At 49.7% G+C, this 12274-nt stretch carries 11 protein-coding genes and 1 pseudogene; 2 read left to right on the top strand and 10 right to left on the bottom strand.

Features of this window, described 5'->3' with window-relative positions; all coding sequences use genetic code 11:
* Positions 1-221 (top strand): hypothetical protein (locus ACTHUE_RS05350; RefSeq protein ID WP_440423088.1); only part of this gene is annotated, 221 nt, incomplete at its 5' end.
* 150 nt (positions 222-371) lie between these two features.
* On the opposite strand, the gene rep is transcribed toward ACTHUE_RS05350, so the two are convergent.
* From rep to ACTHUE_RS05330, 4 genes are all read right to left on the bottom strand, one after another.
* The gene (rep, locus tag ACTHUE_RS05345) at positions 372-2372 is read right to left on the bottom strand and encodes a DNA helicase Rep (protein ID WP_049359451.1); all 2001 of its coding nucleotides are present in this window, start codon (positions 2370-2372) and stop codon (positions 372-374) included.
* Positions 2373-2463: 91 nt separating this feature from the next.
* Positions 2464-3399: a dihydroorotate oxidase gene (locus ACTHUE_RS05340; RefSeq protein WP_049322087.1), complete on the bottom strand. Its 936-nt coding sequence runs from the start codon at positions 3397-3399 to the stop codon at positions 2464-2466.
* Positions 3400-3603: 204 nt separating this feature from the next.
* Positions 3604-4785, bottom strand: coding sequence for an aspartate aminotransferase family protein (locus ACTHUE_RS05335; RefSeq protein ID WP_049359457.1), 1182 nt, complete (start codon positions 4783-4785; stop codon positions 3604-3606).
* A gap of 112 nt (positions 4786-4897) precedes the next feature.
* Positions 4898-5842: a class I SAM-dependent methyltransferase gene (locus tag ACTHUE_RS05330; protein WP_049322089.1), complete on the bottom strand. Its 945-nt coding sequence runs from the start codon at positions 5840-5842 to the stop codon at positions 4898-4900.
* Between the two features lie 337 nt (positions 5843-6179).
* Between ACTHUE_RS05330 and ACTHUE_RS05325 the strand changes: the two genes are divergently transcribed.
* Complete coding sequence (locus ACTHUE_RS05325; protein WP_049322090.1) at positions 6180-7589, top strand: DEAD/DEAH box helicase; 1410 nt, start codon at positions 6180-6182, stop codon at positions 7587-7589.
* A 127-nt stretch (positions 7590-7716) separates the two neighbouring features.
* Here the strand turns inward: ACTHUE_RS05325 and leuB are convergent, their stop codons facing one another.
* The 6 genes and pseudogenes from leuB to ACTHUE_RS05295 all read right to left on the bottom strand — a co-directional run bounded on the left by leuB (position 7717) and on the right by ACTHUE_RS05295 (position 12090).
* On the bottom strand, positions 7717-8787 hold the full coding sequence (gene leuB / locus ACTHUE_RS05320; RefSeq protein WP_049322091.1) for a 3-isopropylmalate dehydrogenase: 1071 nt from the start codon (positions 8785-8787) through the stop codon (positions 7717-7719).
* A 66-nt stretch (positions 8788-8853) separates the two neighbouring features.
* Complete coding sequence (locus tag ACTHUE_RS05315; RefSeq protein WP_049322092.1) at positions 8854-9717, bottom strand: DUF1444 family protein; 864 nt, start codon at positions 9715-9717, stop codon at positions 8854-8856.
* Between the two features lie 38 nt (positions 9718-9755).
* A complete protein-coding gene (locus tag ACTHUE_RS05310) occupies positions 9756-10217 on the bottom strand; it encodes a YhcH/YjgK/YiaL family protein (RefSeq protein ID WP_049322093.1) in 462 nt (153 codons plus the stop codon).
* A gap of 91 nt (positions 10218-10308) precedes the next feature.
* Positions 10309-10966, bottom strand: a pseudogene (locus tag ACTHUE_RS05305) (DUF2625 domain-containing protein).
* Positions 10967-11034: 68 nt separating this feature from the next.
* Positions 11035-11676 (bottom strand): 3-isopropylmalate dehydratase small subunit, encoded by a 642-nt coding sequence (gene leuD, locus ACTHUE_RS05300; protein ID WP_063067850.1) that lies wholly within the window; start codon positions 11674-11676, stop codon positions 11035-11037.
* A 48-nt stretch (positions 11677-11724) separates the two neighbouring features.
* Positions 11725-12090, bottom strand: a complete 366-nt coding sequence (locus tag ACTHUE_RS05295; protein ID WP_049335221.1) for a VOC family protein — start codon at positions 12088-12090, stop codon at positions 11725-11727.
* Positions 12091-12274 lie beyond the last annotated feature (184 nt).

Below are 12274 nucleotides of genomic sequence, written 5' to 3'. Positions count from 1 at the left end.
AAGAGTTTTTCAACACGGAAATCGGAAAGGGCGGTTACACCGCGCAAGGGCAGAACAACAGACATGGATTCAGCTCACAAAATGCAGTTGGGGAATCCATTATTATACCTGAAAAATGCAATTTTGCTTGTGAATTTATACTTGAAATGTTGACAATTTTTACTTGTGAACAGAAGACGGAAGAAGCCGTCTTTCCGTCCTTTTGTTTATTTTATATCTGATTATTCAGCTATTTTTATTTATTTTTGAAGGATTGGGCGAAATGGCGTTGGATAGGTGCGTCGACGTAAAGTGAGGATTATTGGATGGTTGTTTGTGATTTTTTGCTGACAATAAGGCCGTCTGAAACCTTGTTTTCAGACGGCCTTGCGTTATCCTTTCTTTTTATTCCCCAGCATATCCAGCAAGCCTGCTAAATGACTTTTGCCTTCTTCCTTGCTCACAATCGGATCGCCGCCTTTGCGTCCTAAAATCTTGATGTCTTCCTGCGGCATTTCGTCTATGAAGCGGCTGGGCTCGGGGAATTGCCATGTGCCTTGTTTTTTGCGTTTGAGGCAGTGGGTCAGTGTAAGCTGGCGTTTGGCGCGGGTGATGCCGACGTACATCAGACGACGTTCTTCTTCGACATTGTCTTCTTCGATGCTGTCGTTGTGTGGCAAGATGCCTTCTTCGCAACCGACAAGGAAAACGTAGGGGTATTCCAAACCTTTGGAAGCGTGCAGTGTCGAGAGTTTGACGGCATCGACTTCTTCTTCGCCTTTACCTTCTAAAAGCGTCATTAAGGCGATGGTTTGGGCAAGTTCGATGATGTTTTTGCCGTCCTGCTCGCCTTTGCGTTCCAGCCAGCCGGTCAGGTCGGTAACGTTGCGCCATTTGATTTCGCCTGCTTTGCCTTCTTCACTGGCAAGCAGGTGGTTTTCGTAGTCGATTTCTTTCAGTAGGTTATGAATAAGCTCGCCTGCTTCGCTGGTTTCGGCTTTGGCGCGGTAACTTTCCATCATATCCATGAAGGCTTGCAGGTGTTGGCGGTTGGTGTTGTTCAGCAAAGCAAGGGCTTCTACAGTTTGCGCGGCTTCATACAGGCTGCATTCGTGTTCGTGCGCGTAGGTGTTGAGCTTGCCCAGCGTTACATCGCCGATGCCGCGTTTGGGCGTGGTCACGGCGCGCAAGAAGGCAGGATCGTCGTTGGGGTTGGCAAGCAGGCGCAAATAGGACAAAACGTCTTTGATTTCGGCTTTGTCGAAAAAACTTTGTCCGCCGGAGAGCTGGTAGGGAACGCGTGCGCTGCGCAGGGCTTCTTCAAAAATCCGCGCCTGATGGTTGCCGCGGTATAACACGGCGAAATCGGCGTATTGGGTTTTGTCGCCGCCGACCAGCTTCTGCTTGACGATTTGGCTGACAACCCAGTCGGCTTCGTGCTGCTCACTTTGACAGGCAACGACTTTGACGATTTCGCCTTCGCCGAACTGCGACCAAAGTTTTTTGGTAAAGAGTTTGGGATTGTTTTCAATGACTTTGTTGGCGATTTTGAGAATCCGCGCGGTGGAGCGGTAGTTTTGCTCCAGCTTGATAACCTTCATCTGCGGATAGTCTTCCTGCATTTTACGCAGGTTTTCCATGTTCGCGCCGCGCCAAGCGTAGATGGACTGGTCGTCATCGCCGACGGCAGTAAACATGCCTTCCGCGCCGGTCAAGAGCTTCATCAGGGTGAATTGGCAGGTGTTGGTGTCTTGGCATTCATCAACCAGTAGATACCGCAGCCGTCGCTGCCATTTGTTGCGCACTTCACTGTTTTGCTGCAACAGCACGGCGGGCAGACGGATTAAGTCGTCGAAGTCCACCGCCTGATAGCTTTGCAGGGTTTCCTGATAGCTCGCATACACGCGCGCTGTTTGCTGTTCCCACACATTGGAGGCCGTCTGAAGCAAGTCTTTGGGCGTTTTTAAATCGTTTTTCCACAGGGAAATCTGGTGCTGCGCTTTGAATACAGCTTCTTTGCCCGTGCCGCCTAAAAGTTCGCTGATGATTTTCGCGCTGTCGGTAGAGTCGAGGATGGAGAAGTTTTTTTTGTAACCGATTTGGTTCGCCTCTTCGCGCAGAATCTTCATGCCCAAAGAGTGGAAGGTACAAATTGTCAGCCCGCGCATTTGCGATTTGGGCAGCATTTTGGCAACGCGTTCCTGCATTTCCGTAGCGGCTTTGTTGGTGAAGGTAATCGCGGCGACGGTATGCGGCAGATAGCCGACGTTGACAATCAAATGCTTTATTTTTTGCGTAATCACGCCGGTTTTACCGCTGCCTGCACCGGCAAGGACGAGCAGGGGGCCGCCAAGATATTGGACTGCGGCTTGCTGTTGGGGGTTGAGTTTCATTGAAGGGGGAAGACGGGTAATGTGGGGAACAATTATACAACAAGGCCGTCTGAAATTTTCAGACGGCCTTGGGCGTTTTTTAGCGTAAACCTTATGCTAAATATTTCAATTTGCCTTTGAAGTCTTCCAGTTTTTCGTAGCCTTTTTGCGCCATGATGGCTTTTAATTCAAGGGAAACCCGTTCAAAAATATCTACGCCTTGCTGGTGTAGCGCCGTGCCGATCTGCACCATGCTTGCGCCGCACAAGATGTGTTCAAACGCATCCCGGCCGCTGTAAACGCCGCCTGTTCCAATGACTTGAATAGACGGATCCAGTCTTTGATAGAACGCGTGGACATTGGCAAGCGCAGTCGGTTTGATGTATTGGCCGCCTATGCCGCCGAAGCCGTTTTTCGGGCGGATGACGACGGATTCGTCTTCGATATATATGCCGTTGCCGATGGAGTTGACACAGTTGACGAATTTTAGGGGATGATGGTTGAACACTTCTGCCGCTTGATCGAAATGGACGATATCGAAATATGGTGGTAATTTGATGCCTAAAGGTTTATCGAAGTAGCTGAAGGCTTCGCTCAAAATCTGCTCGGTGGTTTCAAAATCATAGGCGATTTGCGGCTTACCGGGGACGTTTGGGCAGGAAAGATTGAGTTCGGTAATGCCGTTGAATCCACTGTTTTGCACTTTTTTTAACAACATATGCGTTTCATCGGGCGACATACCGACCAGTGAGAGGAAAAATGTCCGTTCTGGCTGAGTCTCTTGGAGTGAAAGCAGGTAATCCAGATAGTAATCAATGCCTTGGTTTGGCAAGCCCATCGAATTGATGCTGCCGAGAGGAACATCGTGATAACGTGGCTCAGGGTTACCTTGACGCGGGGTAAGCGTTGCAGTCTTGGTAACGAAAGTGCCTGCTGAAGACTGTCTGACCGCTTCCAATTCCTCAACAGTCATACATGACACCCCAGCGGCATTCATCAGGCAGTTGTCAAAGGAAAAACCGGCGATTTGGGTTTTCAACGATACCATCTCCTGCTCCTTTTCTCTGTAAAATCAAAATGTTTGACAAGCGTAACATGAAGAGGCGGTACGATTTTTAACAAACATCAAATGACAGGGAATATAGGCGGATGTTGTTTTCAATATTGAAAAAAGGCCGTCTGAAAAACTTAAACGGTCTTTCAGACGGCCTTCACTAAGCTGTCGGCTGATTTAGCTATTGGGCTTTGAAAATCAGGCCAACCATTCGTTCAAAGCCGCTTCAAAACGTTTCAAGCCTTCGGCCATGTCCTCATCGTTCAGCAACAGGCTGGGGGCGAAACGCACCACATTGGCTCCGGCAACCAGTACCATCAGGCCGTGTTTCAAAGCAGCGGCGGTAATTTCCGATGCCTTGCCTGCGTATTCGTCTGCCAACACGCAGCCGAGCAGCAAGCCCATGCCGCGGACTTCTTTAAATACGCCGGTTTTCACGCCTAATTCACGCAAGGCCGTCTGAAGTTTTTGGCCTTGTTGCTCAACGTGTGCCAATGTTTCGGGCGCATTGATGATGTCAAACGCACGGCTGCCGACCGCGCATGCCATCGGATTGCCGCCGAAGGTTGAACCATGTGTTCCGGGGCCGAAGGTTGGGGCGATTTTATCGGTGGTCAGTATCGCGCCAATCGGGAAACCGCAACCCAAGGCTTTGGCGGAGCTGATGATGTCGGGTGTTACGCCGTAATGCTCGTAGGCAAACAGTTTGCCCGTATGACCCATGCCGGTTTGCACTTCGTCCAAAATCAGCAAAGTGCCGTGTTTGTCGCATAAACGGCGTGCGGCTTGCAGATATTCTTGGGTGGCAGGCAGAATGCCGCTTTCGCCTTGAATCGGCTCGATAATTACGGCGCAGGTTTTGTCGCCGACGGCGGCTTCCAATGCGGCAATATCATTAAATGGAACATGGGTAATATCTGACGGCAGCGGCGCGTAGTCTTTGCTGTATTTGGGCTGGCCGCCGACGGATACGGTAAACAGGGTGCGGCCGTGGAAGCTGTTGAGGCAGGAGATGATTTCGGTTTTGTGTTCGCCAAAATGATCGCGGCCGTATTTGCGCGCCAGTTTCAACGCGGCTTCATTGGCTTCTGCGCCGGAATTGCAGAAAAACACTTTGTCGGCAAAGGTGTTTTCGACCAGTTTTTTGGCTAATTCTTGCGCCGGTTGGGTAGTGTAAATATTAGAAATGTGCCAGAGTTTTTGAGACTGCTCGGCCAAGGCTGCGACCAAATCGGGATGGCAATGGCCCAGCGCGTTCACAGCAATACCGCCTGACAGGTCAATGTATTCTCGTCCTTCAGTATCCCAAACCCGGCTGCCGAGTGCGCGTTCCGGAATCATGGGGGCGAATGAGAAATTGGGCGTCAGGTAGTTTTGCATGTTATTTTCCTTTTAATATTGTCAACAATTTCTTCAATTATGCGCCTATTGATTCAGAGATTCAATATGGCAATCAGGCCGTCTGAAAACTGGCTTTCAGACGGCCTGATGCTTATTTATGCTTGATTTCCCAGCATTGATGGATTTTTTTGTTGCGGAAATCGTCGGGAACGGATTGTTTGGAAATGTCTTTGACTGCGTATTGTTCTGCGACCGAATCGTCCAACACAAAGCTGCGCAGGTTGTTGGAGAAATACAGAATGCCGTCTGAAGCGAGCAGGCTCATTGCGCCGTCAATCAGCTTTTTATGGTCGCGCTGGATGTCGAGGATGTCGAGCATCTTTTTGCTGTTGGAAAAGCTGGGCGGGTCCATGACGATCAGGTCGAACTTTTTGCCTTCGTCTGCGGCGTTTTGCAGATATTGGAACACGTCGGCGCGGACGATTTTGTGTTGTTTGGTATCGATGCCGTTGAGTTCGAAATTGCGTTTCGCCCAATCGAGATAAGTGTTGGACAAATCGACGGTTTCGCTGGATGCCGCGCCGCCGGTGGCGGCATAGACGGTGAAGCTGCCGGTGTAGGAAAACAGGTTGAGGAAGCGTTTGCCCGCCGTGGTGTCGCCGACTTTTTTGCGCGTGTTGCGGTGGTCGAGAAAGAGGCCAGTGTCGAGGTATTTGTCGAGGTTGACCCAAAACTTGCAGCCGTTTTCCGTGATGATGAAATCGTCGCCGGTTTTGCCGGTTTTCTCGTATTGTTGCAAACCTTTTTGGCGTTCGCGACGTTTGAGGTGGATTTGTTCGGGCGCAAAACCGGTCACAAAACCGATGGCTTCCAATACATCGGCAAGCCATGCTTCGTATTCTTCAGGCTGCATCAGCCAGCCGGTATCGTATTCCTGAAGGTGGATTTGGTTGCCGTAAACATCGACGGCAAAGGGAAATTGGGGAATATCGCGGTCGTAAATGCGCCAGGCTTCGATATTGTTGCGTTTGGCCCATTTCATAAGATGTTTGATGTTTTTGCCCAAGCGGTTGGCAAAGGGGGTAATGTCGGTCATGGTTTTCAGACGGCCTGAATAAGTATTGGGAAGGGGTTGGATTTTAACGCACTTGATGCCTTTTTGCTTGACTGTTATCCATAAAATCTATATTATCCGCCGTTCGCCTTTTGATACGAAGCCATCGTCATCCAACCTAAACCGCCGTTTCGGGCGCGTTTCTTTTATTGCTTGCTTATTGGCAAAGCCTTTTCTGTGCAGGTTGTCGTCGATGTTAACCACAAGCAAGATGCTTGCGACAACCCTGTAACTTCACATTTCCCGTATCGTTACTTTCCTTTGCTTCAGGTCGTCTGAAATTGTTCAGGCGTGCGCGTTGTTGTCTCTTAGGATAGATATGTCTATTAAATTTGCCGATTTGAACCTTGATAAAAACATTTTGTCCGCCGTGCGCAGCGAGGGTTACGAAAACCCGACGCCGATTCAGGCGCAAGCGATTCCGTTTGCTTTGGACGGCCGCGACATTATGGCTTCGGCACAAACCGGCTCCGGTAAAACCGCAGCCTTCCTGCTGCCGACTTTGCAAAAACTGACCAAGCGCAGCGAAAAACCGGGGAAAGGCCCGCGCGCGTTGGTGTTGACGCCGACCCGTGAATTGGCGGCTCAAGTGGAAAAAAATGCGCTGGTGTATGCTAAAAATATGCGCTGGTTCCGTACTGTCAGCATTGTCGGCGGCGCATCTTTCGGCTACCAAACCCGTGCTCTGAGCAAACCGGTTGACCTGATTGTCGCCACTCCGGGCCGTCTGATGGACTTGATGCAAAGCGGCAAAGTTGATTTCGCCCGTTTGGAAGTGCTGATTTTGGACGAAGCCGACCGTATGCTGGACATGGGCTTTATCGATGACATCGAAACCATCGTCGAAGCCACTCCGACCGACCGTCAGACTTTGTTGTTCTCCGCCACTTGGGACGGCGCAGTGGGCAAACTGGCGCGCAAACTAACCAAAGACCCTGAAATCATCGAAGTCGAGCGCGTGGACGACCAAGGCAAAATCGAAGAGCAGTTGTTGTACTGTGATGATATGCGCCACAAAAACCGCCTGCTCGACCACATCCTGCGCGACGCCAACATCGACCAATGCGTGATTTTCACGTCCACCAAAGCCATGACCGAAGTCATCGCGGATGAATTGTACGAAAAAGGTTTTGCCGCCAATTGCCTGCACGGCGATATGCCGCAAGGCTGGCGTAACCGTACGCTGATGGACTTGCGAAAAGGCCGCTGCAAAATTTTGGTTGCCACCGACGTTGCCGCTCGCGGTATCGACGTGCCAACCATTACCCACGTTATCAACTACGACTTACCAAAACAGGCTGAAGACTACGTTCACCGTATCGGCCGTACCGGTCGCGCTGGCCGTACCGGTATTGCGATTACTTTTGCCGAAGTGAATGAATACGTCAAAGTACACAAAATTGAAAAATACATCGGCCGCAAATTGCCTGAGCTGACCATCGAAGGCATGGAGCCGACACGCAAACGTAAATCTGCCGGCGGCAAACCGAAAGGCAAAGGCGGCTGGGGCGATCGTAAATCCGGCGGCTGGCGTGGCGATAAGAAACCGGGCAAAGAAGGCTTCGGTGGCAAATCACGCAGCGAAGGCCATAAAAAAGACGGTTTCAAAAAAGATGGCTTTAAGAAAGACGGTTTCAAGAAGTCTGACGGTTTCAAAAAAGGCGGCGAAGGCTTTAAAGGCAAACGTAAGTCTAACGACGGCTTTGCCGGTAAACATAAAAAAGGTTGATTGCTTCAATCTTAAGGCCGTCTGAAATAAGACGAAAGGGCGTGTGAAGATACGCCCTTTTTTATGCTTTCGAGTTTTTACATATAAAAAAGCGTGGAATTGGCCCCACGCTTTTTCAGACGGCCTCTTACAAAGCGGCCAATACGGCATCGCCCATTTCGGAGCAGGAAACCAGTTTGGTACCTTCTTCGTAAATGTCGCCGGTACGCAAGCCTTGTTGCAATACTTTTTGTACGGCGTTTTCAACTTGTTGAGCGCGTGCTTCGTCGTTTAGGCTGTAACGCAGCAACATGGCAAGAGACAATACGGTCGCCAGCGGATTGGCTTTGTTTTGACCGGCAATGTCGGGAGCGGAGCCGTGAGACGGTTCGTACAGGCCTTTGCCGTTTTCGTCCAAAGAAGCGGAAGGCAGCATACCGATGGAGCCGGTCAGCATGGAGGCTTCATCAGAGAGAATGTCGCCGAAGATGTTACCGGTGGCAATCACGTCAAACTGTTTGGGCGCGCGTACCAACTGCATGGCGGCATTGTCGACGTACATATGGGAAAGCTCAACATCAGGATATTGTTTGCCGATTTCTTCAAAGATTTCGCGCCACAGTTCGGTGGTTTCCAAAACGTTGGCTTTGCCTACGGAGCAGACTTTTTTGCTGCGTTTTTGGGCGGATTGGAAGGCAACGTGGGCAATACGGCGGATTTCGCTTTCGCTGTATTTCATGGTGTTGTAGCCTTCGCGTTCGCCGTTTTCCAAAACACGGATGCCGCGCGGTTCGCCAAAGTAAATATCGCCGGTCAGTTCGCGTACGATAAGGATGTCAAGGCCGACTACAATTTCCGGTTTCAGAGTGGAAGCATTGGCCAGCTCTTTATACAAAATGGCAGGGCGCAAATTAGCAAACAGATTCAAGTCTTTACGGATGGCCAACAAGCCGCGTTCAGGGCGTAGCGGACGGTCGAGATTGTCGTATTGAGGAGAACCGACGGCACCAAGCAGAACCGCATCGGCTTTACGGCAAAGGTTTTGCGTGAATTCTGGATAAGGATGGCCGTATTCGTCATAGGCTTCGCCGCCCAAAGGCGCATATTCGTAGCTGACATCCAAACCTTGTTCGATAAGTTTGTCGAGTACGCGGACGGTTTCTGCAACGATTTCAGGGCCGATGCCGTCGCCGCGCAAGATAGCGATATGTTTGGTCATTTCGGGTTTCCTTATGGGAAGGTTTTAGGTAAAGGGCAGGTCGCCTGTTTTTCAGACGGCCTTAAATCAATTTGCTCTGAAAACGCTGATTGTACCATTATGGTACTGGTAAAGCTGGGTAGAAATCGCATAGGCAGAGTCTTCAAATGCCTGCAGGGCAATATTCGCCATCGCCTGCAAAGCTTCTTCATCGGATGGGCTGCAAACGAGCAGGGCGTTGCGTGCCGGGACTGCAAAAACAGGGTTGACCGGCAGCATAGGATCGTCTTTAAGCACTTCGTTCAAAAGCAAAATCAGGGAAGCATCATAGTCGTTGTCCAAATGGATTTGGGTCAATGACCAACCTTCGGCATGATGAATTTGAACACGTCCATTCATCCGTTGGCGCAAATTATCCATGGCGGTACGATATAAGGCGTCTTCATCTTCAATACCGGCCTCTTTCATATGCTCACGATTGAGCGTATGCATGGATTCTTCCGTATCCACCATATAAAGCAACATGATATCGCCTGCAATCAGTTTGTATACCAGGTAATCGGCAGGCTCGTCTTCGTCCGTATTTGTAATCAGTCTGACGTTTTCCAGATAAATCGTATTTTTAATTGTCGGAAGAATTTGTTGTGCTGAAACACTGGCATCAGTGTCTTGAATCTTATCGATAACCGCTAAATTGGCAGCAACAATAGCTTCCAAGGCCTCGGGATTCTGCAGATAACTTGTGTAATGGTTGCTCAAATATGTGCTGAACGATGCTTCATCGTCTTCGGAAAACTGGACGATGATAGGCGAAGAAGCAATGTTTTCGCCCCAGTCGATTTTCGCCTCAAGATCCAATTCTTCTTGGATACGACGGGCAAAGTATTCGACAAATTCCTGCCAAGTCATTAATTTAGGTTTGGAGCGGAACAACCTGCTGAAAAAAGACATATTGTGTCCTGAATAAGGGGATAAGGCCGTCTGAAAGATTATAGGCGTTCGGTTTCAACACGGATTTTAAAAACAACTTTGCGTATGTTTGCCCTGTCGCCGACCAATGGGGCATGCGCATCATTCGGGAAAAATAGCGCAAATTCGCCGGGCTCCAAGGTCAGCCAGGTTTCCGGCTCACAGTCGAAAAATTCGATATCGCGCTTTTCATTGTAGCCCAAACCGTTTTTCAGACGGCCTCTGTCTATCCAGCCATATGTTTCGCTGCCATCAATCGGCGTTTGAATATCAATGTGTTTTAAGTGCGCTTCAGGCTGAGCTTCGCCTTGAGTCCTCATCGGCTCGCTGCCGATAAAAATACGGATATTGGGATTCTCGCATGGCACTTGGCCGTCTGGCAGCTTGGCAAAATCCAAGGTCTGCAACAGATGGAAGGCCTCTGCAAAGTCGGGATGCAGGGCAGCATAGCGGGTGGCATTGCTTATGGTGTCGGTAATCATGGTGTGGTTAGGTAGAATTAAACTTCAGACCAATACGTTTTTAAGGATGCTTTATTTGAATTGTAACAACAAGGCCGTCTGAAAATGCTTTTTATGGAGTTGTGTTTTGCAAATCCAAAGTGGAAGCATAATGTTCCTCTATGGGAACACGCTTACGGCTGACTTGGTTTATATCGCTGCCTTCTTCAGTCCATAAAAACGGAAAGAACGTATAAACGCTGTCGCCATTCAAATCACGGATTTCTTCGCGCCAATTTTCCCAACGCAGGTTTTCGTAAAACAACTGCAAATCGCCGGTCAATGCCCAATTTAAGAAGTCGCCGTAACCTTTACCGCAATCTTCCCATTCCAAGGTATCCAGCGGCAGGTAGAAAACATTACCTACTTTGCCATTCAATCCCCCGCCATTAATTGCAAAATAGCCTCCAGCAACATCATCGGCAAACAGATAATAGGGAGCAGGGCCTGCTGGCTCGGATTGTGTGCGGCCCAGATTCCAACTTCCCAAACCACGGGGTAGCTTCGTACTGCCGGAACCCAGTATCCGCAACCAGCCGTCGTCAATCAGGATGCCGCCGGTTTCATAAACGACAGCGCCCATAAACGAACGTGTTGTTGACAAGTTCTTCCTTTGCCTTTTCAAGCGTGCGGGGCAGGACTTCAACGCTGTTTGTCGTTTCCGCAAGCCACTCTTGAATCAATGGCCATGCAGGGTCTTGGGTTTGGATTAATTCGTCGAATGATCTCATGGACTATTTCAAAACATTCAGTAAAGGCCGTCTGAAACACTTAAATTTTTCAGACGGCCTTTTGTATGTCAACCGTTAAACAGCCAAGGCTGGCTTTGGCGGCGTTTTTCTTCGAAGGCGTGAATTTCGTCAGCGTGTTGCAGGGTCAGGCCGATTTCGTCCAAGCCGTTTAAGAGGCAGTGTTTGCGGTGTTCGGTAACGTCGAATGTGAATGTTTCGCCGCTAGGGGTGGTCAGGGTTTGCTCGGCAAGGTCGATGGAGAGCTGATAGCCTTCGTTGGCTTCAACTTCTTTGAAAAGCTGGTCAACCTGTTCTTCTGTCAAAACTATAGGCAAAAGGCCGTTTTTGTAGCAGTTGTTGAAGAAGATGTCGGCGAAGCTGGGGGCGATGACGGCGCGGAAGCCGTAGTCGTCCAATGCCCAAGGGGCGTGTTCGCGTGAAGAGCCGCAACCGAAGTTTTTACGCGTCAACAGGATTTGTGCGCCTTGATAGCGTGGCTGGTTCAGGGAGAAATCAGGATTCAACGGGCGTTTGCTGTTGTCCATGCCAGGTTCGCCGTGGTCGAGGTAACGCCATTCATCAAAGGCATTGGGGCCGAAGCCGCTGCGTTTGATGGATTTCAGAAATTGTTTGGGGATGATGGCATCGGTGTCGACGTTGCTGCGGTCGAGCGGGGCAACGATGGCGGTAATTTTGGTAAAGGCTTTCATGTCAGATTCTTATAGTAATAATGGGAAATTATTTTATGGCTATTCGGGTTAGCGTGTGCTGTGCAAACCGATTCGGTTGCCTTCTGTGTCTTCGATAAATGCTGCAAAGCCGTTGGCAATGCGGAATTTCTCTTGTAACAGTTTGCCGCCTGCTTCAACGGCTTTTTCTGCTGTTTCGGCGCAATTCGGGCAATTAAAGAAAATGGTTGTACCGCCGTGGCCGGGCTGGGCATTGCTGTCGTGCCAAATCATGCCGGCCGTACCGTGTTGGGTGTAATCGGCTGGGAAAATGATGAAACGGAATCCGTTGCCGCCAACGTCTTGCAGGGGCTTACCGAATACGGATTCGTAAAAGGCTTTGGCGCGATCCAAATCATGAGCATGAATACCAAACCAGCTTGACGGATTACTCATTGTTTCTTCCTTTGCTTTGAATCGTGAAAATGTCTGAAAAATTAATAATGTATCAGGCCGTCTGAAACGGAGTCAGGAGCTTCAGACGGCCTGATTTACCGAATTATTCGGTAGCGGCTTCGATTTTTTCTCCAACATGGCTCATGCCGCGGCCTACTGCATTGCCGCCTTTTTTAACGGCTTC

Source organism: Neisseria sp. P0021.S005 (genome assembly GCF_051956955.1).
This window is presented reverse-complemented; position numbering and strand designations above follow the sequence as displayed.